The organism is Brucella thiophenivorans, from assembly GCF_002252445.1.
GTDB classification, from domain to species: Bacteria; Pseudomonadota; Alphaproteobacteria; order Rhizobiales; family Rhizobiaceae; genus Brucella; species Brucella thiophenivorans.
In genome coordinates this window covers 448,219-471,675 of sequence record NZ_NNRJ01000051.1, presented here as the reverse complement: position 1 = coordinate 471,675, position 23,457 = coordinate 448,219, and the positions used below count along the sequence as shown (strand labels likewise).

The window sequence follows — 23,457 nt, the reverse complement described above, 5'->3', positions numbered from 1 at the left end:
GCTTTGTCCGTTGCTTGAATTTACGCAGAAACTACCGCTATTAGCGGGTGTTTCTACTTCAATATTGGCATGTCGCCGTTCTGAACCGAACAAAGGTTCCTCCAATCGCAGGGGGTAAAGGCCCGAACATCAAAGGTAGACTTGAGCAGGTCTTGTAAAACCCACCCATTTAAGTCAGGTTATGCCGGTTTTGGGGGCTTAGTGTCAAATTTTATGTTTTGGAAATGTTCTAAAAATCAATAACTTAGAATTATTCTAAATATGAGTTAAGTACCCATCTTTAAACATTAATTGGTCTTTTACATGGGTAGAAACGGCACAAGTTTTGCGCCTTTTTAAATCTATGCGCCATTTCGCCGCACGATGTGGAAAACAGGGTATTACAGCATGATCCAACTGGAGTGCCGATCTGGTTTAATCAGATCGGCACTCTAAACGGGTTAAATACCTTCGACAGCTTCGAATCCCTCAAACTGCGGTGGTCCAGCATAAAGAGGCTTGCGGTCACCGGCATTGCGGTGCGCATTGCGGAACTGCTCGGACTTGGTCCAGAAGGTGAAGTCCTCACGCGTCCGCCAGACTGTGTGAGAAGAATAAAGCGTATAGCCTTCTTCTTCGTTGGTCGCGCCGCGCAGAAGATTGAAGCTCTCAAAGCCCGGAAGCTCGGCAAGCTGGGAATCGCGATTTTTCCAGACGGTTTCAAATTCGGCTTCGTTGCCGATGAGAACCTTGAAACGGTTCATTGCTATAAACATTGCTGATCCTTTCTAACAGGGACTGGCTACATATAAGTTTCCGGCGAGTGCGGTGGTAGGTTCCGCACTCGCCGCATCGCATCTCGGGATTGAAATCCACTACAGCGGTCAGAGATGGGTGGATTTCATAGACGCGATGATCTCATAACAGGAGGCGGGAGCCTCCTGAAAATTAGAACTTCTGCGTCAGAGAAACTTTGAAGTAACGTCCTGCTTCTGCATAAAATTCTGTTGGATTGGCGATGTCGTTGACCGACATCGAGTCATAATATGTCTTGTCGAAGAGATTATAGACGCCTGCCTGCAAGCGTGTACCATTGAGCTGGGTTGGTTCCCACCAGCCAGTCAGGTTAACGATGCCATAGCCAGGCAATCTACGGGTTATGGTTCCTGCTTGTGTGGAGACAGTCTGGTTCAGATAAGCCGCTGCAACAACGCTGGTGTCGACGCCCCAGGTCTCAGTGTTATAGCCAACACCGAACACGCCCTTGAAAGGAACGGCTGACGACAAAGGAATATCTTCATCAAGGTTCATTGCCTTTGAATAGGCAAGAGCGCCGTGAAGATTGATACCATTTGCAAAGTTGTGATGCGCTTTAACTTCGATACCGGCGATGCGTGCTTTATCGAGGTTGCGGTACTCGGTAAGCCCAAATGGATACGCTGTTGTGCGGGTAGTGATTGTGTCGATGAAGTTGCTGTAACGATTTGCGAAGACGGTGATCTTACCGCCCGAGTCGTTGTCGCCGAACTTGGCACCGACGTCGATTCCATAGCCGGTTTCAGGCTTAAGGTCGGGATTACCTATCGTGCCGTAACCTGCGGAAAGATAAGTTACGTAAAGCTGATCGACTTCAGGTGCCTTATAGGTAGATGAAATCTGGGCAAAAAGCTCAAGATCAGGTGTTGCCTGCCACGAGAAGCGGATCTTTGGAGAGATACGGTTGTCGGAATTGTTGGCATAGCCAGATGCTGAATCCGGCTCATACTTGAACCAGTCAAAGCGCAAGCCGGGTGTGATGGCAAAAGGCGTGTCGCCAATTTCGATGCGGTCTTCCGCAAATAGGCCTAAACGGTACGAGTCTACATCAGGTGTATCCTGCTGGTTGATATGCAGGAATGGGCAAGTGCTTCGCTGAGCGGCAGGGGTTGCCGTGCCACGGATACACGCGTCGTCACCAGTCAGAGACTGTGTGTTCTTCCCGATGCTGAAGTCACCACCGACAGTCAAAGCATGAGACAGCGCGCCTGTTTCAAAACCAAGATTGGCATAGCCGCTTGCACCATAGCGTTCGTCTTCAAGTACGTATTTGCGGCTGAAAGGGCCTGCTACTGAACCAAAACGGATTGTGTCGGTCGAGAAGTCCCGCTTCATCTTCTGCCAATAAATGGTCGCCGCCGCATTGTTTACGAGGCCGTCGTCCTGGTTTTCAAAGCGGTAGTCGAGCGAAACGCGATCACGTTCGTTCTTGCGGTTCTGATTATAGTTTCTGTTATCGTAGGTCGTTCCAGCATCCGAACTCAGATTCGTATCGGAATCAAAGCGGTTACGTTCAGCTGTAATCCCGATGGTGTGACCACCTTCAAGCTCCTGACGCAGCTTGAACATCAGATTGCTGTTATCATAATCTTCAGGGTTAGCCTTGGTGCGGTTTACGCCATAACCACCAACGTCGCCGGGGTTCTGAATTTCGTGGCCGCGCTTATATGAACCCTGAAACAGGACAGAGGTGTTCTGGATTCTCTGTGCAGCAGCAGCGGAGCCAATGAAAGACTTATCCGAACCATCATAAGTGAGTTTTGCAATGCCGCCGAAAGCCTTGCCGGGAGCGAGCAGATCTTCTGGCTCAAGGGTTTTAAGCGCGATTGCTCCGCCCAAGGCACCAGAACCGAGACGACTAGCATCCGCGCCATAAAGTACATCAAATGTTGAGAGTGCAGAGAGGTCGTAGGCATTGCTGCCACCACCGCTTACTTGTGTACGGATGGCTGCATCGAGATATGGAATTGGAATGCCGTCGATTGTGGTCAGGACGCGATCATCCTGAAGACCGCGAATGTTCACGCTGCCTGTAGTGGGATTAACGGCGAGGCCGGGCTCGAGCGTATTCGTTAGATCCTGCACAGAAGTAATGTTATTTCTGCGAATTTCTTCGGCAGTTACAGTGTTTGCCAGTGGGGTATCGGCAACCGATCCCTTCGTGACGCGTGAGCCTTTAATGACAATGGGCTTGAGCGCAACACCATCATTTTCCGTCGCTGCAGTTTGTTGCTGCGCGAAAGCACTTTGAGCCATTGCCATGATAATGACAGCAAGACTTGTGCTTGCTAGAAATGACCGCTTCTGTTCCCCGTTAATAGCCCGCATTGCCTAGTTTCTCCTGAAGGACAAAGCAAAATCCCCACATCCTTACGGAAGTGAGAAAGTTAAGTTTCTCAATAGGTTATAAACTCCCCATCCCAAGAGGAGCATCGGCGCTGGCTGGAAGGAGAACCTTCGGGCTTGCTCTGGAAAAAATGAGATTTAAACTTGACTCGTTTAATCCAGTAAGGCAGTGATTATTAAACATGACTCAACATGTCAACTAATGATTTGCGGACATTAAGTCGGTTTTATAAAATGGCCATAACTGGCGCAGAGGCAGTAAAATGAACAGGCGAATCCATATCGACATGCAGGTGCGGTTGCCGCGTGAACGCGTCTCCAGCCGTATGCCGGAAATTCAGTCGCATGTTGATGCGGCCGGATCAGCTCAATCGCGTGCTTCTGAACAGTCTTATGAACCGCAGCTTAAAACTTACGGCAGCCGTGAACTCTTCAACGGTTCTCGCGAAGTGGCGATAGAGCACGGCGGCTCTCTCTATCGTTTGAAAATCACCCGTCAAGGCAAGCTCATCCTGAACAAATAGGCAAACAAAAGATGACGACCCAGACCAAGCCCTCCCCAGAGCAAATTCTCAAGGCACGGGCAGATAACCCGAAAATGCGTGAACGCGATTTCGCGCAAAGCCTCGGGATATCAGAAGCCGATTTTATTGCGGCTTACACCGGTGCCCAAGAAGACACTTCGATTTCAGCTCGCCGCATTCGCGCAGATGTCGAGACCTTGCTCAAACATGCACCTTCGCTTGGCGAAGTCATGGTGCTGACGCGCAATGAGAGCGCTGTGCACGAAAAAATCGGCCCGTTTGAAAAGACGATTTGGGGTCCGCATGCGTCGCTGACGCTCGGCAAGGAAATCGACCTCCGTATTTTCCCAAAGCATTGGGTGCACGGTTTTGCCGTTGCAAAGCTGGATGGCGAACATGTTCGCCGTAGCCTTCAGTTTTTTGATGCATCGGGTGAAGCTGTTCACAAGATTCACCTCCGTCCGGCTTCAAATCTTGAAGCTTACGAGCAGATCGTATCCGAGTTGTTGCTGGAAGACCAAGCACCTTCGATTGAAACGAAGCCTGTTCCCGCAAAGGCAGAAAAAGCAGACGTTGCTACAATCGACAGCGACGCATTCCGTGAACGTTGGGGTGCTCTGACAGATGTGCATCAATTTGTCGGTCTTCTGAAGGATTTCGGCGTTGACCGCCATCAGGCTGTGCATCTTGCAGGTCATGATTTTGCCTGGCGCGTTGATCTGTCGGCTGTTGAAGCAATGATGAACCATGTGGTTCAGCAACAGCTTCCAATCATGTGCTTTGTCGGTAGCCGCGGTTGTATCCAGATTCACACTGGCACGATTGCAGAAATCAAGACTATGGGTCCTTGGCTCAACGTGCTTGATCCGACATTCCATCTGCATCTTCGCGCTGATCACATTTCGGATGCGTGGGTTGTTCGTAAGCCAACCAAGGACGGCCATGTCACATCGCTTGAAGCTTATGATGCTAATGGCGAACTGATTATCCAGTTCTTCGGCGAACGCCATGAAGGTGAGGTCGAGCTTGCTGACTGGCGCATGATTGCGGAAAATCTGCCGCGCCTGCCACAGTCGAGCGCCGCTTAGTTTTAAGCGCTACCTCAGTTGTTGTTTTGATGTGAATTCCGGAAATGGCTCCCATTTCCGGAATACGCATGAAGGATACAGAACATGTCAATCATTTCATCAAATATACGGCGCTGTGCGTCGTTTGCTTTCATGGCTGCTTCGATTGCGTTCAGTAGCGTTGCCAATGCAGATACGGTTGAAAAAATCGCCGACACATCGCGGCTCGTTTCCGTTGGTGGTGCCATCACCGAAATCGTCTATGCGCTTGGTGCAGGCGATAAGCTTGTTGCACGTGATCAGACCAGCACCTATCCGGAACAGGCGCGCGAACTGATTGATGTGGGCTATATGCGCCGTCTGTCACCAGAGGGCGTTCTTTCGGTTAATCCATCCGGTATTCTATTGTCGGAAGGAAGTGGACCGCCGGAGACGCTCGAAGTGTTGAAAAAGGCATCCGTGCCGATTGTGCTTATTCCAGAAGAGCATACGGGCGAGGGCGTAATCGCCAAGATTGAAGCTGTTGGCAAAGCGCTTGGACTTGAAGATAAGGCCAAAGTGCTTGCAGACAACGTCTCGCGTGATCTGGATGCTGCTGAGAAACTAGCGTCCAATCAGAACCCGCGAAAGCGCGTGCTGTTTATCATTTCTTCCCAGAATGGGCGTATTACTGCTTCGGGCACTGGCACAGGCGCAAACGGCATCATTACGCTTTCCGGTGGCCAGAACGCCATTGATGCCTATCAGGGCTATAAGCAGCTGACCGATGAAGCCATCGAAAAGGCTGCACCCGACATGATCCTCACTATGGGCATTGGCAAAGACAGTGTTCAGAAGGAAGATCTCCTGAAGAACCCGGCTCTGGCTAATTCTCCGGCTGGACGCAGCGGCAATATTGTTCAGATGGATTCGCTTTATTTGCTGGGCTTTGGTCCGCGTACAGGTGCTGCCAGCCGTGAGCTTTCTGAAAAGCTTTATGGCAAGTCGCAATAAGGACATATCGCAATGACTAGCCAAGAACGCGCGGCAGGACCGGCAAGCTTTGCCATGCGTGAAACCATAAATCGTCATGCCGGAGATCGTTCCACAAGAGCCCGTCTGGCGATTGTTGTTCTTTCAGTCGCACTCTGTCTAACTGCAGTTTTCAGTCTGACAGCCGGTGCGTCCGATGCTTCCGTGACGGCGGTTTTTCGTGAACTTGTGTTCGGAACTACCGAAAGCGTTGAAGCATTTCGGCGCGATCATCTGATCATCATGGAAATACGTCTGCCGCGCATTATCATGGGAATGTTGGTGGGGGCAGGGCTTGCCGTTTCGGGCGCTGTGATGCAGGGCCTGTTCCGCAATCCGCTTGCTGATCCGGGCCTTGTCGGTGTTTCTGCCGGTGCGAGCCTAGGAGCTGTATCGATGATCGTGCTTGGTGGAACCACGCTTGCGCCGCTCTATCTCTTTCTTGGCCTTTATGCGCTGCCGATAGCTGCATTTGCGGGCGGTCTTGTCACAACGCTTCTTCTTTATCGGGTAGCTACCCGACGAGGACGCACCTCTGTCGCGACTATGCTGCTTGCCGGTATCGCACTTGGGGCGCTCACAGGAGCTGCCACAGGCGCACTGATTTACATTTCCGACGATCGGCAGTTACGCGATCTCACATTCTGGGGGCTTGGTTCGCTTGCCGGGGCAACCTGGGGTAAAATTGGCACTGCCGGGCCAACTATCGCTGTTGTGCTTGTCGCAACGCCGTTTCTTGCGCGCGGTCTCAACGCTTTGGCACTGGGCGAGGCGGCGGCTGGTCATCTCGGCATTCCCGTTCAGCGCATCAAGAACGTGGCGATTGTCACAGTTGCAGCCGCAACCGGTGCAACTGTCGCTATATCGGGCGGCATTGGTTTTGTCGGTATCGTGGTGCCGCATATGCTGCGTTTGAGCATCGGGCCGGATCATCGCTTTCTATTGCCGGCATCTGCACTTTTAGGCGCGATCCTGCTGCTGCTGGCCGATGCTGTGAGCCGTACAATTGTAGCCCCTGCTGAATTGCCGATTGGCATTATTACAGCGGTTTGCGGTGCACCATTCTTCCTCTGGATATTGCTGCGCCAGCGCGGCGTTCTTGATCTGTGAGGCTCAGATATGATTGAAACAAAAAACTTAAGCGTTGCCATCGGCAATAAGAAAATCATCGAGAATATTGATTTTGTTGCCCGTCCGGGTGCGGTAACCGCCATTGTCGGCCCGAATGGTTCCGGCAAAACTACCTTGCTGCGCGCACTTTCTGGCGATCTTCCCTATACGGGCTCTGCCTTTCTTGACGGTGAGGACTTCGCAAAAATCAAACCATGGCGCATGGCTGCACGTCGCGCTGTGCTCCCGCAGGCAAGCGCATTGTCGTTTCCGTTTACTGTGCGCGAAATCGTGCATATTGGATTGACAGGTGGTTTTAGTGGCCTAACGGGTGCTGAGCAGGAAAAACTGCCAGATCTCGCCTTACAGAGAGTCGATCTTTCAGGCTTTAGCGGCAGGCTTTATCAGGAGCTTTCCGGCGGTGAACAACAGCGCGTGCAGCTTGCGCGCGTGTTGTGTCAGGTCTGGAAGCCGGTTGTTGATGGAAAGTCGCGTTATTTGTTTCTGGATGAGCCGATTTCGAGCCTCGATATAAAACACCAGATTACCGTGATGGAGATTGCACGTGATTTTGCAGCTTCTGGCGGCGGCGTGATTGCCATTCTTCATGACCTCAATCTCACCGCCATGTTCGCCGACAGCATTGCTGTCATGCATAAGGGCAAGCTTGATACGATCGGCACACCGCAACATGCTTTAACCGATGATCGATTAGAGCGGGTTTATGAGTGCTCACTGCGCGTCGGCGTTCCGCCTGTGCAGGGCGTTCCGTTTGTGCTGCCTCAATCGGCCTATTCGGCCACGATCTAGAGCATGTTTCCCAAAAGTGGGAACCGGTTTTGGGACAAAGACATGCGTAAAAACAAAGAATTAGAGCGAGCGCAGTGGATACGATTAAGCGTGACACGCTCTACAAAAACCATACCAAAAAGGCTGAAAACCGTAATGGTTTCAGCCTTTTCGTTTCGATAATTGCTTAAATCAGCTTGCGATACGTTCTGCGGTTTCAAGGTCTTCATCAAGACCAAGCAGCACGCGGACATTTGGGCGAGACTTCACCAGATCGGCGATGCTGTATTTCATGAGCACGCCGAAGAAAGCGTTAAGTGCTTCGCGCAATGCCGAATTAAGGCCGCAGCTATCCACGAGCGGGCATTCGGCGGCGTCGTTTTCAAAGCATTCCGCCATAGCGAAATTTTCTTCGGTGACGCGCACGACATCGAACAGTGAGATGTCTTTCGCTGCGCGCCCAAGGCGCACACCACCATTACGGCCCCGAACAGTCTCAACCAGCTTGTGTTCGACGAGCGGCTGCAAAATCTTGAACAGAAACAACTCCGAAACGCCGTAAGCACGGGCGATTTCCGGAACGCGGCTCAGTTTGCCGTCATTGGCGGCACAATACATAAGCATGCGAACGGCATAATTTGTCTGACGTGTAAGACGCATCGACTATTCCTTTCAATACATCCTCGAATCTTCCAGATCGACCTTCCAATCGGAAAACTCTGCTTTTGGTTAGGCCGCACTCCCACCCGGATTTCCGGATTTTAGAGAATGTGTGCCAAGCGAATGCATTTGCCTCGAATCTACTTTAGAACTATTCTTAAAATATATGAAGTGTTTTATCAGCTTTAAAGGGCAAAAAAACAATTCATTACGTGATCGTGATCGGGCATTTCAGATGATGAGTTTCCATCATTGGCAGACATCGACCCATTCTGCCGATACAAGCTCAGCTATTTTGAGAGGGGTTATCCTGACGGCGCTGTTTGTCGCTCCGGCAGCGGGTACAATTTCATCAAAACTCTTAAGCGACAAGTCGCAATAGACCGGCAAATCCCGAGGCAATCCAAAAGGGCAGACGCCACCGACCGGATGGCTGGTTTCAATGAGTACGGTTTCAGCATCCAGCATCCGTGGCTTCGCTCCGAAACGGTCTTTGAATTTGCGATTATCGATACGTGCATCGCCACGTGTAACGATAAGAATGGTCTGGTCTTTGGCCGAAAACGAAAGCGTTTTTGCGATCTGTCCAGGCTCCACCCCATGGGCCTCGGCAGCCAGCGCAACCGTCGCGGTACTGGTTGGCAATTCAATCACTTCGATTTCCGGTGCCTTTTCCGCGAAAAATGCTTTGACCGATTCGAGGCTCATTCGTTCCCTTTTCTTTATGACTTATGTACTCAAGTTTAGGCTTCATTAATAATAAGAGCAAGTGATTGAGTGATTTTCTTATGAATGACAGCAAGTGGCAGATTGACGCTGTTGATTGTTGACGATAAAGAGGCGTTCAAATCTGCCAAATCTGCTTCGTGTAGATGGGCAGACGCGGAGGGGTGGCCGAGCGGTTTAAGGCACCGGTCTTGAAAACCGGCGTGCGGGAGACCGTACCGTGGGTTCGAATCCCACCCCCTCCGCCAACTAGTGCTAAATCGCTAGTTTGATACTCAGCTAGGCGTGACGCAGCCAAGCTGGCATTCTCATCAACAATCCGCATCCCGAAAATGTATTCGCCTACGTCGACCCCAAAACGTCGATGCAAATACAAACTGTATCAACTACTCCCTCCAGATCGCATTTGATATTAACGGCATGCTTCATCGCTGAAAGGGATTAGAGCGTTGATAATAATGTCATCTCGTCTTTTCCAAGAACGGGCGGCTTTCCGCCCCGCAATTTTCAACACCGAGAAGTGCATTCTTCGGGGGGTAGACAAAAATTGGTCCAATGATTTTCTGAAGCCTTTCCCAATTGCGGATCTGGAGTTAGCGAGCAATCAGGCATTAGGTTGGGAACGTTATTCAATCATGCTCGTTTTGGACTCAAGACTACTGCGAGCAGGTCCTCATGGAACAGTTTCAATCAGCACTTTATGAAGTTCTTAGTTCCGACAATTTCAATGTTTGGCCACATGTCATAACGCTTGCAGCAGCGTATATACTGGCTTTGCCTATTGGCTGGCATCGTGAGCGAGAAGAGCGAAGCGCCGGACTGCGAACATTTCCGCTTGTGGCGGTCGCGAGCTGTGGCTTCGTTCAAGCAACGGAAGGCTTAACCGCTGATAATCCTGAAGCAATGGCGCGCATTATTGAAGGCGTTATTACCGGCATGGGCTTCATCGGCGGCGGCGCTATTTTACGTTTAAGCTCATCGGTGAAGGGCACTGCGACCGCTGCGAGTTTGTGGTCAACGGGGGCAATTGGCATCGCCTGTGCGGTTAACGCCTTCGATGTGGCGATCATTATAATGGTATTTGCTTTGCTAACACTCGCATTATTCTCGAACGGTAAAGATCATATCGTAAGCGAAACCTCTCGCGACGCTAAGGTCATTCCAGACGAATAAATTTGTAAGAATGACGGATTATACGTTTGGTTTTCCTAGAGGGGGGATTGGTTGGAGTATTAGATTGGAAACCTCTCGTGAAAACCTTGGCATTATGAATCAAAAGTTTCGACGAGTAAGAACTGGCCGAACTGATTGAAATATCCTCTGCAGAAGCCGAAAATTTGGAACAAAATAAGCGCGAAAGCATTTCTCTCAAGACAGATATGTCATTGAACTAATTTGGAGAATATAAATGCGTCGTTTATTGCTTGCTGCTGTCGCTACCATTGCACTCACTTCTTTTGCCAGTGCGCAAACGGCCACTGTTGCTGAAAAAGAAGTGTTTGTGACAGCTGAGCCTACAGCGGTCCTCAGCTATAATCTGATTGGCTTGAAGATTGTTAACGGCGACGATACTTCGATCGGCGAAATCAAAGATTTGATCATCGCTAATGGCCAGTTGGCCGGTTATATCGTTTCTGTGGGCGGATTTCTTGGTGTTGGTGAACGATACGTAATTGTTGCGCCGGATGCGGTCGATATTACATATTTTGAAGACGACAAGAAATGGTCAGCCGTTATGAATTCGACCAAAGAAGAAATCGAAAAAGCCCCAGAGTTTAAGTATGATGGCCGCTGGGCTAAGTAATTTTTAGCCATTATGAACCGCCCCTGAGGCGGTTCATTTGTTTTGGATGAAGCTTGTCGGGCCGTGCTGCATTTTATCAGAAACAGCTTTGATAGCATCAGCTGCCTCTTCTGCAGACCATCCGGCAGAAGTTGCTTCTTCTATAAGATCTCTAACGCCGGGAACGCTCGTTCCCTGTATAACGGCTTGAGCTTCTTTCTCTGATCGCCCGTCCAATGTGGCTTGTTTTATAAGGTCGGCTATGCCTTGCGATACGGCTTCCTCGCAATCGGCTTTCCTCCCGGGATAGTTTTCGCTCGATCTGGGTCCCAACATAGAGATAACTCACTTTCATTGCGGTGTCAGACAAGGATACTCTGTTTCGGCGACACTTTGTAAATGTAAAACCCCGCCGAAGCGGGGTCCAACTGATTATGCAGCTTTTAAGTTGATCTTTGTTTCAGCAAGTTTAGTCAAATCCTTATCTGTTTGACCTTCTTCCTGAAGAGTGGCGTCAAGCAGTTTCGCTATGTCTTTATGGCCAAGTTCAGTAGCCCATCGTTTAAGAGTGCCATAACGTGTAATTTCGTAATGTTCGACTGCCTGCGCAGAGGATATTAGACCAGCATCAAGAGCTTGTGTTCCCTTGAACTCATCAATGATCTCTTCACCTTCCGCAATAATTCCCTCAATCGCATCGCAGGTTTTACCTTGAGCGCGCTTTCCCAAAATCTCAAAAACCTGCTGGAGCCTTCCAACATGTTCTTCGGTTTGGTCCTTATGTTTTTCAAACGCGGTCTTCAGCTCTGGTGACGAGGCGGCGCGAGCCATTTTAGGCAATGTTTTCAGTATTTTTTTCTCTGCGTAATAAATGTCTTTGAGCGTGTCATAGAATAAATCGTCCAAAGTTCTCTGCTTAGAAGTAGGCATTGTTCTCTCCCTGAAAATTTAAAGCCTCCCACTTTGATAACGGCCTGAGACTGGGGTTAGTTCCAGCGCAAATGAAATGGTTTGCTCAATGTTTATTGGGGGCATAAAACTCCAAATTATTGAGTAACGACGCTGCGGTTCATTTTAAACTCTCTGATAAAGATAGGGGTTGCTAAATAACGAAAATCAATAATTGCAGGGAACCAAAATCCCCGTTCTCCGTTTTATGTAAGACACCAAGCAAGAGTAGTTTTTATGGAGATCAATCAGATGGGTAGCACTTCAGACAAGGTTTCAGGTAAGGCTAATGAACTTGCTGGCAAGGCCAAGCAGGGTATAGGCAAGGCGATTGATAATAAGGAAATGCAGGCTAAAGGATTGGCTCAAGAAGCCAAAGGTGACGCACAGCAGGCCAAAGGCAAGGCAAAAGATGCTGTTAAAAAAGTCGTCGACAAAGCTTGATTACTGACGAAAGTCGCAAAGGCCCACTGTATAAATGCGGTGGGCTTTTTTGTTTAGTTGATTACGGCATATGAAGTATTCGAAATAACCGAACTTTCTCATTGACCCTGCAATCGAGCGACTAACTGAATATATTTCTCAATTACTTTGCTATTTTTTACGCGAGCTCTACCTAAATAATTTGATGTACTGAAAATCCGAAAAAGAAGAGTTGTCATGCAGCGTGGAACAGGAACTGATAGCGCTTCTTTAACTGCCGTACATGAGCAATCACGTTTGCCGGCAATTGCTGCCATAGCAGCGGTTGTTGCAATTCTTTATTTTGCTCAGGACGTATTTTTACCGCTCGCGATCGCCGTGCTTCTTACATTCATGTTGGCACCGATCGTTTCTTTTTTAAGGCGCACTGGCCTCCCACGTTTGTTTGCCATTATCGTGAGCGTGACAGGTGGTTTTCTGATTATCGCTTTGTTCAGCGCAATCCTAGCCTTTCAAGTTAATGAGGTCGGCCAGAATATAGCGACATATCAATATAATATTATCGAAAAAGTCCGCTCGTTGAAGGAGGCTGGCGCCGAGAATAGTCTTATTAATCGCTTAAACAGTTTGGTTGAACGTGTTGGCGCTGAAATCAGTCAGGATCAGGAAACGACAACCAATACGACCGCGTCAGGACAACCCGAGCGCAAACCTGTGCTTGTTGAAATATTTTCACAACGTAATCCCATTGAAACCCTAGAGACGATCGTTGGCCCATTGATCCGCCCACTGGCCACCTTGGGGCTTGTCGTTGTTGTCGTGGTTTTTATGCTTCTCGAAAGAGAAGAATTGCGCGATCGTTTTATCCGATTGGTCGGTCATGGTGATTTGCATCGGACGACTGCTGCAATACAAGAAGCGGGAAGCCGTGTGGGCCGCTATCTCCTCACGCAATTGCTGGTCAATATCACCTACGGTGTGCCGCTTGGCATAGGCCTGTGGGTTCTTGGCATTCCCAATGCGCTTTTGTGGGGTATGTTGGCCATTGTATTGAGATTTGCGCCCTATATCGGCCCCGTGATTGCATCGATAATGCCCCTCTTTCTGGCTTTCGCGATCGCGCCTGGCTGGACCTTGCTTTTATGGACAATTGCACTTTTCATTCTTGTTGAACTTATCAGCAACAACATCATCGAGCCCTGGCTATATGGATCGCGTACGGGTCTATCGCCACTTGCTATCATCGTTTCCGCAATTTTCTGGACATGGTTGTGGGGGCCAATTGGTCTGGTCCTATCGACGCCACTCACCGTATGTCTGGTGGTGCTGGGTCGCTATGTCCCACAATTCCGTTTTCTTGAGATTTTGTTTGGTTCTGAACCCGTGCTCAATCCGGAAGAGCGGCTTTATCAGCGCTTACTGGCTGGGGATCCCCACGAGGCGACTGACAACGCTTTGGAATTATTATCGGAACAGTTTTTGGTCGAATATTATGGAAGCGTGGCTATTCCTGCGCTGCTCATTGCAGAGCAGGATCGCGTACGTGGGGTTCTCCGCGATACACAGATAAATCAAATTTCACAAAGCGCTCGTCTTCTGGTGGCCAATCTTAAACAGATTGCCGATGAAGAAGATAATGAAGAAAACATCTCCATTGAAGCGACCTCCGGTGACGACGAAAGCGAAACTCTGCAACTGCCTTCGGGAGAGAATAAATCGATAATTTGTTTGGGCGGTCGTGGTCCTCTGGACGATGTCACTGCTGCGATGCTGGCACAAGTCTTATGGGTTCAAGGCGCTACAACAAAAATCGTTGACCATGAGCAATCACAGCCTAGCCAACTTCGTAAGGCAGATCTTGCCGGAGCTACGGCAATCATACTGTGTGTACTGGATATGGATTCCGCCCGTCATGCCAAGTTTTCTCTACGCCGTTTGAAACGCCTTAACCCGGCGGCAAGGGTTGGTTTGGCGATATGGCAACCAGCTATCAGCGGCACAACCTTGGATCGGCAAAAGCTTCAACTCGGCACTCAAGCTGATTTCGTATCCCTAAATCTTCTTGAGGCGACAGTTGAATGTCTCTCTGATGCTAAACCAGAAATCTGTGAAAATATTGCGCCGGTTTTGAAGCGGTTACCAGTCAGGCCTGCATGAATCTTGAGTATTTCTTGTAAAGCCGCTCTGCACCTTTCAGGATAAGCTCTGATTATCTAATTGCTGATGTCAGCTTTACGCTGAGCGATGCAATATCGATTGGTTTGCGTACAACTCCGATATGTCGAAAGCGTTCCGGAATAGAAGTCTGATCACTGTATCCCGTCATGAATATGAACGGAATTCCGCGTTCTGAAAGATGCTCCGCCACGGTCTCAGATGTTACAGATCCAAGGTTGAAATCCAGAATAGCGATTTGAGGATGAAACGTTGTGAGAGCGGTCATAGCCTCTTCTGCATCGCTTACAAGCCTTATGTCCTGTGCGCCCATTCCACGCAGCGTGTCTTCAACATCCATTGCAATAAGGCTTTGATCTTCTACGACAAGAATGGACGTGCCATTTAACTGTGGTGGTATGGATGCAAATGTCGTGTGGTTTTCGATCGATATAAGTTCCTCTGAACTCACACATGCTGCCGGGATCTGAAATGTTGCGTATAAACCATTGGATTGATGCTCGATATGCACTTTACCGCGAAGGTCATATTCAAAAGAGCTCTTAATCAACTTTGTTCCAAAGCCGGTGCTGGTTGGCTGCACGACGATCGGACCGCCACTTTCTTTCCAGCTGATCTTGCATTCTCCATTCGCTTCCAGTCCCCAGCTGATATTTAATCGACCTTCGCTTGTCGAAAGCGCGCCATATTTCGCTGCATTGGTCATCATTTCATGCATGACCAACGACAGAACACTATAGGCGCGTTGATTGAGGCTGAGATGCGAACCTTCCAGTGTAACCCGGTCTGAACCGGTATTGTCGCGATATAGGTTCGCTTCACTCTCTATGAGTGTTTTAACCAGACCGCTCTTTGTGGCGTCAAGAGACTGATCATGTGCGCTCGCAAGTGCGCGAAGACGTCCCTCCAGCGTTACGGCATAATCCTCGACATTTTTAGCGCCCATGCCTGTTTGTTTGGCGATGGATTTTACCAGCGAAAGAATATTCTTAACACGATGATTAAGTTCCGCATTCAAAATACGGCGGCGTTGTTCTGTACGGATGCGCTCTTTTTCTGAAATCTCACTTTGTCGAAGAATAACGTCACGCAAATAAGTTGCTATCGCACGGCCGACAGAGAGATCAATCGTGGTCCATGGAGTCGAAAGGCCTTTTACCTCTTCACGCCACGTTTCGAAACTGCCGCGCGGCGTAAGGCGTTCGCCGAATGGTGTGTTCACAACGATCTTTGTTGGTTCGCCAGCCCACTCGATCTGATGTGCCTCTTCATTACGATATAAAATGAGATATTCACCAAAAGTAACCGACAGGGGAATTGCCAGAATTCCGGCAACATTGCTGGGCTGTTCGGGAAGAAAATTTCTTATTTCAGAGGTTGACCATATGTTGCCTGCTGCTTGCTGTCTGGCTGTCTTTAAAAGACGCAGTGTTGATGCCTGATCCAAAGTGTCGCCGGTTTGAAACCACCGCTCATTCATCCATATAGCTGCGCCATGGCTGGAAACCAGTTGTGCAAATTCAGGCAATTGTCCGATGAGATCTTCGCGCATGGAACTATTCACGCCCAGCCGCGATACGATTGCGTCCAGTTTTGTTCTGGCATCTGCTGCGGCTTGAAGCGTTGCACGGCGTTCACAAGCGGCAATATGCAGTGAAAAATACTGCCCAAATAATTCAGCGCCGATACGAAGTGGCAGAGGAGTTACTTTTGGCGTGTCGTGATGACATGCAATCAAACCCCAAAGTTCGCCATCGACAATTACGGAAATAGAAAGGGAAGCCGCTACACCCATATTGCTGAGATACTGACAATGAATCGGCGAAACGCTTCGCAGTTGCGCGAATGACATATCAACCGGCTTTTCGCCCAACCCCAAGGGCGGGGTCAGTGCAATCGGGCTCGATGTCGTGTCCGAAATCATTCGAATTGTATTATTGACGTAAAGCCTGCGTGCTTGAATAGGAATATCGCTCGCAGGGAAATGTTGCCCCATGAAACTCGTTAAAGCTGATGATTTTGCCTCGGCGATAACATGGCCAGCGCCGTTATGTAGAAAGCGATAAACCATGACCCGATCATAGCCGAGCATTGCACGCATAAGACGCGCCGCAGCTGTCGCGGCGCGATCAACACTTTCTTCTCGTCCAAGTCTGTGGATGACGGAGCGGGTAAGATCAAGCGATTGTCTTGCAGTCTGACCACGATCAGGACTGGGTTCGAATTCCACAAAGGTTTTGCCTTCGTATGAATGTACGATAGCATCGAACAGCGTTGATCGGCCCGGAAAACGTAGTCCGATTAGAATGGACGACAGTCCAGGATCGCGTGCTTTAGCGGCAGCATTGCGAAAATCATGCGCATTTTTTTCGCCGGTTATCAAAGAAATTTCAGTGCCAGGGATCAAATCGCCCTTGTATCCCGTTAGTAACGAAACATTCGCAGACGCATAAAGCAACCGTTGGCTAATTGGATCAATCACAAGCATGGCACCATGCGACTGTATTGAGCCTGGAATATGAATAGGTTCGCGGTCGCAATTTGTCAGGTTAACCGGGTCTGATATGGACATTATAAATGGCGTACTTTCTCACAAAGGCAGATCAGTTGAGTGTTTGTCATGACGACAAACGCAGAAAGGGTGATAATTAACCCTTTGCAAATTACCGATAAGTTTAATGGTCGGCGTCACATGAAGTGTCAGGGATCAGCAAACCCGAATTCCAATCTGCTATATTCGCTATGTCTAAAAGTAACATAGCGGACATAAATCGTCTGTCCACTTTTGGACAATTCCTGAATGAAAAAAGGAAACGTTTTCAATGAGTATTCAATCTATACAAGATTTCTCAGATAACCTGCTTCTGATGATGCTCACTGAGGATGACAGAAAGAAGTTGGTTCCACATACCATTTCATTTGATCTCGATGCCCTTACCATTTTGCACAAGGCTGGGGATGATGTGATCCATACGTGGTTTCCTTGCGGACCCGCTATGGCAAGTTTTCAACGGTGGGTAGATGACGACAACAGTGCCGTTGAAATTGCCTTAATAGGTAGGGAAGGGGCTGTTGGTGGCATCGTTTCGAATGGTAGTCTTCCAGCCTATGCGACAGCAATTGTACGCAACCCTGGTCGCTTTTATAGAATTAAAACGGCAGCGCTTGAGCAGATCAAAATGGAGTCTATTGCGTTGCGTCATTGGTTTGCGCGTTACTCGGACTGTCTGATGGCGCAGGTCTTTCAGACGGCCGCGTGTAATGCTACGCACACCATTACCCAGCGCACGGCCAAATGGTTGCTCGCTGCGTCAGCGCGAACCAATTCTGATCATTTCGAGCTTACACATGACCAATTGTCGCAAATGCTTGGTGTGGGCAGAACCTTTGTTACACGGACGATCGGACAGCTTCGGGCTGAAGGTGTAATTACCACTCGTCGCGGTGTTGTCACCATTCAGGATGATGCTGCATTGCGTAAAAAATCATGTAGTTGCACGTTGGCAATAGAAGATCATTACGACGCCGTGATGCACGGAATTTATTGATTTTGAGTTGGCGGTTTTCGTGATCGTTTTTATGAGAGCCGTTATCAATCATAACCTGTTTGAGATGTGAACTTCATAAGAAATACTTCATATAAATGCTTCGAATTTGGAACTGATACGACATTCGTGCGTTCTTTTAATATCCGAACGTTAAGTTCGCTAAAACGGAGAAATGTCATGAAAATCAGTACGATAGCGCTTATCAGCGCATGTTTCCTTGCGCCTTCTGTTGCCTTCGCTCAGACTGCTGCGCCAGATACTGGATCAACATCTCCAGAAACACCAGCGGTAAGCACGCCGAGCAATAATAATCCTGACGCACCTGTTAAAGGTGAAAATAGCTTTACCGAAGATCAGGCAAAATCTCGAATTGAAGAAGCAGGCTTTAGCGGCGTTGCCGACCTCAAGCTTGGTGAAGACGGCATCTGGAATGCGTCCGCGATGAAGGGATCTGACAAGGTTCAGGTGCAGCTCGATTATCAGGGCAATGTAACCACCAAGGCGATGTAATCTCAATTTAGAGACGCATTATTCTTTCAAACAATTTTTTATTGGAGCGCGAAATGAAAACTGTTACCGGACTTTTCGATAATTATGACGCAGCGAAAGATGCCGTGAATCGACTGGAAGCAGCTGGCTTTCCATCTGATGATATTTCCATTGTCTCTCATCATCGCGAAGACGAAAGCAATGCCGGAACGGGCGCTGGCGTAGGCGCCGGAGTGGGTGCTGCCATCGGGGGTGCTGGTGGCTTGTTAACTGGCCTTGGGATTATGGCAATTCCGGGTGTAGGGCCTGTTGTTGCTGCAGGTTGGCTGGCTGCTACATTGGCTGGCGCTGTAGGTGGCGCAGTGGTTGGCGGTGTAGCCGGTGGACTGATTGGCGCACTCACCGAGTCGGGTGTTTCCGAAGAAGATGCTCACGTGTATGCAGAGAGCGTCCGTCGCGGTGGCTCATTGGTTACCGCTCGTGTTCCCGAAGAACGCGCTGCTGAAGCGGATGCCATTCTGGCCGGGACTTCGCGTGTTGATCTTGCTGCAAGGCGCGAAGTGTACACACAGGAAGGATGGCAACGATTTGATCCCAAAGCAGAGCCTTATACGCCAGAGGAAATTGAGCGCGAAAGAAGCCGATACCTCTAATATTCTAAGGCGAGCCTCAGGGCTCGCCTTTTTATCTTAGAGCTTATCAGGTTTATGGGAATAATTTTCATTAAGTAATTTTGGTAAACAATATTAAATGTTCGATTAAATTTATTGGAAATTCATCTCTATCGTTAGCGCATATTTTTTAATTTTCGAAATATAATCTTTATATCTATGATATATTACTAGATAATTTCAATATAGTTGAAATTTTACACTGCGATCGGCAGGTTGTTGTTAACGGCCACTATAGTTCGGACGGTAGAGCCAAAGCCAGCCGCCACCACATGCAGTGCCTACCAGCAAGCAATGAATGCGGTGCTCCTGAACCACCCCTTCCAGACAAGCCGTGGATCGCGTTGTGTGACTCCAGTCGTTGAGCACGGGACTATTGTTGAAAATCTTGCTATTCGGCTCATTGCCGTCCCGCAGGCTTTTCAAGTATTCGAGTAAGTTCTAAAGAAGATCGATCATTTCATTGAGATAATTCAAGCTATTCACGAATAAGTCTCCTCGTTATCGTGCGTAAAAACGCCGATTTGAAAGATTCAAAATGTATCGTGAACTTAGGTTCTCGAAACCCTAGGCTGTGTCGACAAAGTTTGGCAGCCATATTTTGACGGCGGCGATGGCCAGGAATGCCTCGAAAGATTTTCTGGTTTTGTCATACCGAGTGGCAATGCGACAAAATTGCTTTAATCTATTGAACATACGCTCGATCCTGTTGCGACCCTTGTAGGCCTGGAAGTCGCAAGCTGGAGGGTTTTTCCGGTTCGCTTTGGGCGAAATAACGGGCTTGATCCCACTGCACAGAAGAGCGTTCCGAACGTTATCGCCATCATAACCTTCATCGGCGAGCAACAGTCTGGGCTTTTTTACAGAAATGGCCATCAAGTCTTCAACAGCATTGTAATCCGAAGCCTCTCCGCCTGTGAGGATGAAGCCAAGAGGGCGTCCCTGACCGTCTGTTCGGGCGTGGACCTTTGTCGTAAAGCCGCCGCGTGATCGACCAAAAGCCTCCTTATAAGTCCCCCTTTCGGGCCTGCCGCCTCAGAATGTCCGCGAATAGTCGTGCTGTCGATCATATGTTGCCAGTCATCAGTACAGCCCAATTCGATGAGTGTTTCCAAAAGAGCATCCCATACGCCCTGTTCCGCCCAGCGTCGAAATCGGACATAAACCGAATATCATTTGCTTACAGGTGGTCGTGACGACACGCGGTCGCTTTTGAACCGAGGTATGTGAACTCGTTCCCGCATTTTGTGGCATTTTAACTTATGGCGATCCCATGCTTCTTAGGATGTTGAAACGGCGCACGGCCTGGATTAGAACGAAGAAACCCTTGAGGCTATTCCGCGTACGAGGTAAGCTAATCTCGATAGAGCCGTGAATTATCACAGCGCAACATTTAACAAGAGCTTTTTGGTGTTTTACAGCTAGGGCTCTATCCTTGATTATTTGTTCTTCAAACCTTTCCTCTTGAAAGGAAAATCACTCCACTATTGATTTCAGCATGTAATGAGGGGCCTCCATGCAGCTTTGCTCGCGTATATCGTCTGTTGTACTTTTTCTTTCCAGTACTGCGCTGATTTCGATGGGCGCTGCAATATTGCGGCCAGATACAGCAGTTGCAGCCTGTTCATTCTCTCCCACCATTGGAAATGACACCTATATATGCGACAGCGGGATATCTATTGGTGGTCTGACGGACACAAATGGCAATAATACATTGCTTCTGCCTCCCGGTGGCAGCGGAACAGTCAACGGTAATGTGACATTCGGTGCGGGGACGGATCGTATTGAGGTTCATTCAGGCGCGATAGCAGGCAATGTCATACAGGGCGATGGCGCAGATGTCTTTTTGATTTCTGGTGGTACGGTTACCGGGAATATTCAGCAAGGTGCTGGCATCGACGATTTTATTATGACGGGTGGTGAGATAGGATCACTTAATCAGGGTGATGCGCTCGACACATTCTTTATGTCTGGCGGCAGGATTGTCGATGCTTTTGATGATGGTGATTATGCAGTGATGACCGGCGGCCGCATCGGCCGCGTCAACATGAAACTCGACAACAATTACTTTAATATGTCTGGCGGCACTATTGATCGTAATCTTGTTGCAGGTTTCGGCAATGACACAATCATTGTTTCAAATGGCATGATAGGTGGCAATATCAGTGTCAGCGGTGGAACCGATATCGTGACGATCACTGGTGGCACGGTGGCTGGTGATATTCTTTTAAGTTTTGGCGAAGACCAGTTCAACTGGAACAGTGGTGGTATTGTCTATGGTAATATCGATATGGGCCCTGACAATGACAGGGCAGTGCTTACCAATCTGACAGATGCCAATATGGGAGCGACGAAACGCCTGACAGGCGGCGAAGGCTTCGATGTTTTGACATTTGACAATGTCAAAACGGGAAAGGTTGACCGGTTCGATAGTTGGGAAACGATCAATCTTACCAATGACACGCGCCTTACATTCGATACCAGCCTGACTTTAGGAGATGTTGGCACCGGAACGGGCACGCTCAATATCGATGCTGCAAGCACCATTTATGGTGGATCTGCACAAAGCGTAATTAATGCGTTTTCGCCAAGCCAGCTTGCCACGGTTTTTAATGCTGGCCGTATTGATCTGACCAATGGTGGGCAGAATACCAGCGATACATTCACAATCAGGGGCAATTATACCGGTCAGAACGGCCTGTTGTTTGTCGATACCGTGTTGGGTGCCGATGCATCCCCATCTGATAAGCTGATTATAGACACAGGCAGCGCTTTCGGCTCCACCGTCATCGTTGTTAACAATGTAAGCGGCACAGGTGCCTTTACTGCATCTGATGGTATCATGGTTGTGCAGGCGCTTAATGGAGCGACGACGACGAACACTGCGTTCTCGCTTAACGGAAGAGTGGCTGCCGGAGCCTATGAATATTACCTTTTTAAAGGTGGCATTTCCGCAAATAGCAATGAAAACTGGTATCTGCGTTCGGCGCTGCTAAGCGGTACTCAACCAGCACCTACACTCCCTGAGGAAAACCTGACGCCTGAAGCGCCCGACACTTCTGCACCGCCACCAGAATTGGAACAACCGCCAGCTATTTTGCCAGTTGATCCAAATGACCCTGATCCGGAGGATACCTCCGACCCGGTCACCGAAAACTCGCAGCAACCTGAAGCGCCACCCGCCCCGCCGCCTGCTGAGGCTGCCAACCCGCCTGGGACTTCGACAGGACAAACAGAAACGCCACAAGTCGGCTTTGAAGGTGCGGTTCCCCCATCACCGGGTGCCACCCGCGTGGAGGGTGATGTTGTCCCGCTCTATCGCACAGAGGTTCCAGTCTATTCTGCCTTGCCGCCTGTAGCACATCATCTGGCGCTAACTTCCCTTGGAACATTTCATGAGCGCCGTGGCGAGCAGGATCTGCTTAGGAGCGGTGGTTATCTGCCTTCCACCTGGGCGCGGCTTATCGGGCAGGATATTGATGTGACGTGGAGAGGCACCGTTACACCAGGTATTGACGGCAAGCTGTTCGGAATTCAGGCTGGTCAGGACCTTTGGGGTCGTGAAACGGATAGTGGCCATTCTGATCGCTTTGGACTGTTCTTCGGATATGCCCGTATGACAGGGAATCTGACAGGTCAGGCTCTGGGCTGGAATAATCTGGCTGTCGGTGATTTGGAAGTCACCGGGACGAGCTTTGGTGGCTATTGGACGCATATCGGTCCGCAAGGCTGGTATCTCGATGCTGTTCTTATGGGCACATGGTATGGTGGAGGTGCGAGCTCTGACGCAGGACAGAGCATTGATGTCGATGGCCACAGCGTAACGGCTTCACTGGAAGGTGGCTATCCGATTGCACTGAGCGAAACCTGGACGCTGGAACCACAGGCGCAGCTTATCTGGCAGAGCTTCTCACTTGATGATAAGGCCGATCAATATTCCTCAGTATCGTTTGATTCAGACAATGCCTGGACTGGACGCATTGGCATGCGGCTACAGGGAACCGAAGATACCTCAATAGGCAAGCTGCGCCCTTATCTGAAAGCCAACCTCTGGCAGAACTTCTCGTCAGAGCAGGCAGTTTTATTTGGTGGCGATGCGATTGTAACAAACCTTAAAGGTACTTCACTGGAAGTTGGTGGTGGCTTGACACTCGACTTGACCGAGAAGATAAACATCTATGCGACAGCCGATTATACCACCAACCTTGGAGGTGAGCGCAATCGCATTTGGGAAGGCAATATAGGTCTCAATGTGAAGTGGTGATTCATGGCCTGAGGTAAGCGCGTTCAGCAAATTAGATTGAAGCCACAAGCATTCCCAACGCGAAGCCAAAAAAACGCATAATCTCAGACCGGTGCTTTCGCCGAAATCTGGAGAAAAGCATGCTGTTG

Annotated in this window: 19 protein-coding genes, 1 tRNA gene and 1 pseudogene; 14 read left to right on the top strand and 7 right to left on the bottom strand. The window is 49.2% G+C overall.

Annotation, left to right across the window (positions count from 1 at the left end):
* Positions 1-440 precede the first annotated feature (440 nt).
* Both CEV31_RS16190 and CEV31_RS16185 read right to left on the bottom strand, forming a co-directional pair.
* Positions 441-755 (bottom strand): antibiotic biosynthesis monooxygenase family protein, encoded by a 315-nt coding sequence (locus CEV31_RS16190; RefSeq protein WP_094508345.1) that lies wholly within the window; start codon positions 753-755, stop codon positions 441-443.
* Positions 756-927: 172 nt separating this feature from the next.
* Positions 928-3,123 carry a TonB-dependent hemoglobin/transferrin/lactoferrin family receptor gene (locus tag CEV31_RS16185; RefSeq protein WP_094508343.1) on the bottom strand — a complete coding sequence of 732 codons (2,196 nt, stop codon included), beginning with the start codon at positions 3,121-3,123 and terminating at the stop codon, positions 928-930.
* Positions 3,124-3,404: 281 nt separating this feature from the next.
* On the opposite strand from CEV31_RS16185, the gene hemP reads away from it, so the two are divergent.
* The 5 genes from hemP (at position 3,405) to CEV31_RS16160 (ending at position 7,663) form a co-directional block, all read left to right on the top strand.
* Positions 3,405-3,665, top strand: coding sequence for a hemin uptake protein HemP (hemP, locus tag CEV31_RS16180; protein ID WP_094508341.1), 261 nt, complete (start codon positions 3,405-3,407; stop codon positions 3,663-3,665).
* A gap of 11 nt (positions 3,666-3,676) precedes the next feature.
* The gene (locus CEV31_RS16175) at positions 3,677-4,753 is read left to right on the top strand and encodes a hemin-degrading factor (protein ID WP_094508339.1); all 1,077 of its coding nucleotides are present in this window, start codon (positions 3,677-3,679) and stop codon (positions 4,751-4,753) included.
* 84 nt (positions 4,754-4,837) lie between these two features.
* Positions 4,838-5,725 carry a heme/hemin ABC transporter substrate-binding protein gene (locus tag CEV31_RS16170; RefSeq protein ID WP_094508337.1) on the top strand — a complete coding sequence of 296 codons (888 nt, stop codon included), beginning with the start codon at positions 4,838-4,840 and terminating at the stop codon, positions 5,723-5,725.
* A 12-nt stretch (positions 5,726-5,737) separates the two neighbouring features.
* Positions 5,738-6,853, top strand: a complete 1,116-nt coding sequence (locus CEV31_RS16165) for a FecCD family ABC transporter permease (RefSeq protein WP_094508334.1) — start codon at positions 5,738-5,740, stop codon at positions 6,851-6,853.
* Positions 6,854-6,862: 9 nt separating this feature from the next.
* On the top strand, positions 6,863-7,663 hold the full coding sequence (locus CEV31_RS16160) for a heme ABC transporter ATP-binding protein (protein WP_094508332.1): 801 nt from the start codon (positions 6,863-6,865) through the stop codon (positions 7,661-7,663).
* Between the two features lie 171 nt (positions 7,664-7,834).
* Here CEV31_RS16160 and rirA read toward each other — a convergent pair whose 3' ends face one another.
* Both rirA and CEV31_RS16150 read right to left on the bottom strand, forming a co-directional pair.
* Positions 7,835-8,302, bottom strand: a complete 468-nt coding sequence (rirA, locus tag CEV31_RS16155; protein WP_094508330.1) for an iron-responsive transcriptional regulator RirA — start codon at positions 8,300-8,302, stop codon at positions 7,835-7,837.
* Positions 8,303-8,551: 249 nt separating this feature from the next.
* On the bottom strand, positions 8,552-9,010 hold the full coding sequence (locus CEV31_RS16150; protein WP_094508328.1) for a YbaK/EbsC family protein: 459 nt from the start codon (positions 9,008-9,010) through the stop codon (positions 8,552-8,554).
* A gap of 176 nt (positions 9,011-9,186) precedes the next feature.
* Here CEV31_RS16150 and CEV31_RS16145 point away from each other — a divergent pair.
* The 3 genes from CEV31_RS16145 (at position 9,187) to CEV31_RS16135 (ending at position 10,832) form a co-directional block, all read left to right on the top strand.
* Positions 9,187-9,276, top strand: a tRNA-Ser gene (locus CEV31_RS16145).
* Between the two features lie 427 nt (positions 9,277-9,703).
* Positions 9,704-10,201 carry an MgtC/SapB family protein gene (locus CEV31_RS16140; RefSeq protein ID WP_094508326.1) on the top strand — a complete coding sequence of 166 codons (498 nt, stop codon included), beginning with the start codon at positions 9,704-9,706 and terminating at the stop codon, positions 10,199-10,201.
* Positions 10,202-10,436: 235 nt separating this feature from the next.
* Entirely contained in the window at positions 10,437-10,832 is a 396-nt protein-coding gene (locus CEV31_RS16135; protein ID WP_094508324.1) for a PRC-barrel domain-containing protein, read from the top strand.
* 411 nt (positions 10,833-11,243) lie between these two features.
* Here CEV31_RS16135 and CEV31_RS16125 read toward each other — a convergent pair whose 3' ends face one another.
* The gene (locus tag CEV31_RS16125) at positions 11,244-11,741 is read right to left on the bottom strand and encodes a YciE/YciF ferroxidase family protein (RefSeq protein WP_094508319.1); all 498 of its coding nucleotides are present in this window, start codon (positions 11,739-11,741) and stop codon (positions 11,244-11,246) included.
* A 270-nt stretch (positions 11,742-12,011) separates the two neighbouring features.
* Between CEV31_RS16125 and CEV31_RS16120 the strand changes: the two genes are divergently transcribed.
* Positions 12,012-12,203 (top strand): CsbD family protein, encoded by a 192-nt coding sequence (locus tag CEV31_RS16120; RefSeq protein ID WP_094508618.1) that lies wholly within the window; start codon positions 12,012-12,014, stop codon positions 12,201-12,203.
* Positions 12,204-12,419: 216 nt separating this feature from the next.
* Positions 12,420-14,339, top strand: a complete 1,920-nt coding sequence (locus CEV31_RS16115; protein WP_094508317.1) for an AI-2E family transporter — start codon at positions 12,420-12,422, stop codon at positions 14,337-14,339.
* 52 nt (positions 14,340-14,391) lie between these two features.
* Here the strand turns inward: CEV31_RS16115 and CEV31_RS16110 are convergent, their stop codons facing one another.
* Entirely contained in the window at positions 14,392-16,929 is a 2,538-nt protein-coding gene (locus tag CEV31_RS16110; RefSeq protein ID WP_094508315.1) for an HWE histidine kinase domain-containing protein, read from the bottom strand.
* Between the two features lie 250 nt (positions 16,930-17,179).
* On the opposite strand from CEV31_RS16110, the gene CEV31_RS16105 reads away from it, so the two are divergent.
* The 3 genes from CEV31_RS16105 (at position 17,180) to CEV31_RS16095 (ending at position 19,047) form a co-directional block, all read left to right on the top strand.
* Complete coding sequence (locus CEV31_RS16105; protein ID WP_094508313.1) at positions 17,180-17,905, top strand: Crp/Fnr family transcriptional regulator; 726 nt, start codon at positions 17,180-17,182, stop codon at positions 17,903-17,905.
* Between the two features lie 177 nt (positions 17,906-18,082).
* Complete coding sequence (locus CEV31_RS16100; protein ID WP_094508311.1) at positions 18,083-18,415, top strand: hypothetical protein; 333 nt, start codon at positions 18,083-18,085, stop codon at positions 18,413-18,415.
* 53 nt (positions 18,416-18,468) lie between these two features.
* On the top strand, positions 18,469-19,047 hold the full coding sequence (locus CEV31_RS16095) for a general stress protein (RefSeq protein WP_094508309.1): 579 nt from the start codon (positions 18,469-18,471) through the stop codon (positions 19,045-19,047).
* A gap of 585 nt (positions 19,048-19,632) precedes the next feature.
* On the opposite strand, the pseudogene CEV31_RS21650 reads toward CEV31_RS16095, so the two are convergent.
* Positions 19,633-20,234 (bottom strand): annotated as a pseudogene (locus CEV31_RS21650) (IS5 family transposase); the annotation flags it as partial.
* Between the two features lie 347 nt (positions 20,235-20,581).
* Between CEV31_RS21650 and CEV31_RS16085 the strand changes: the two are divergent.
* A complete protein-coding gene (locus tag CEV31_RS16085) occupies positions 20,582-23,329 on the top strand; it encodes an autotransporter family protein (RefSeq protein WP_094508307.1) in 2,748 nt (915 codons plus the stop codon).
* The last annotated feature ends 128 nt before the right edge of the window (positions 23,330-23,457 follow it).

Coding starts and splice junctions, on each gene's coding strand:
- CEV31_RS16190 (WP_094508345.1), bottom strand. CDS start 755: ATGTTTATAGCAATGAACCGTTTCAAGGTTCTCATCGGCAACGAAGCC.
- CEV31_RS16185 (WP_094508343.1), bottom strand. CDS start 3,123: ATGCGGGCTATTAACGGGGAACAGAAGCGGTCATTTCTAGCAAGCACA.
- hemP (WP_094508341.1), top strand. CDS start 3,405: ATGAACAGGCGAATCCATATCGACATGCAGGTGCGGTTGCCGCGTGAA.
- CEV31_RS16175 (WP_094508339.1), top strand. CDS start 3,677: ATGACGACCCAGACCAAGCCCTCCCCAGAGCAAATTCTCAAGGCACGG.
- CEV31_RS16170 (WP_094508337.1), top strand. CDS start 4,838: ATGTCAATCATTTCATCAAATATACGGCGCTGTGCGTCGTTTGCTTTC.
- CEV31_RS16165 (WP_094508334.1), top strand. CDS start 5,738: ATGACTAGCCAAGAACGCGCGGCAGGACCGGCAAGCTTTGCCATGCGT.
- CEV31_RS16160 (WP_094508332.1), top strand. CDS start 6,863: ATGATTGAAACAAAAAACTTAAGCGTTGCCATCGGCAATAAGAAAATC.
- rirA (WP_094508330.1), bottom strand. CDS start 8,302: ATGCGTCTTACACGTCAGACAAATTATGCCGTTCGCATGCTTATGTAT.
- CEV31_RS16150 (WP_094508328.1), bottom strand. CDS start 9,010: ATGAGCCTCGAATCGGTCAAAGCATTTTTCGCGGAAAAGGCACCGGAA.
- CEV31_RS16140 (WP_094508326.1), top strand. CDS start 9,704: ATGGAACAGTTTCAATCAGCACTTTATGAAGTTCTTAGTTCCGACAAT.
- CEV31_RS16135 (WP_094508324.1), top strand. CDS start 10,437: ATGCGTCGTTTATTGCTTGCTGCTGTCGCTACCATTGCACTCACTTCT.
- CEV31_RS16125 (WP_094508319.1), bottom strand. CDS start 11,741: ATGCCTACTTCTAAGCAGAGAACTTTGGACGATTTATTCTATGACACG.
- CEV31_RS16120 (WP_094508618.1), top strand. CDS start 12,012: ATGGGTAGCACTTCAGACAAGGTTTCAGGTAAGGCTAATGAACTTGCT.
- CEV31_RS16115 (WP_094508317.1), top strand. CDS start 12,420: ATGCAGCGTGGAACAGGAACTGATAGCGCTTCTTTAACTGCCGTACAT.
- CEV31_RS16110 (WP_094508315.1), bottom strand. CDS start 16,929: ATGTCCATATCAGACCCGGTTAACCTGACAAATTGCGACCGCGAACCT.
- CEV31_RS16105 (WP_094508313.1), top strand. CDS start 17,180: ATGAGTATTCAATCTATACAAGATTTCTCAGATAACCTGCTTCTGATG.
- CEV31_RS16100 (WP_094508311.1), top strand. CDS start 18,083: ATGAAAATCAGTACGATAGCGCTTATCAGCGCATGTTTCCTTGCGCCT.
- CEV31_RS16095 (WP_094508309.1), top strand. CDS start 18,469: ATGAAAACTGTTACCGGACTTTTCGATAATTATGACGCAGCGAAAGAT.
- CEV31_RS16085 (WP_094508307.1), top strand. CDS start 20,582: ATGCAGCTTTGCTCGCGTATATCGTCTGTTGTACTTTTTCTTTCCAGT.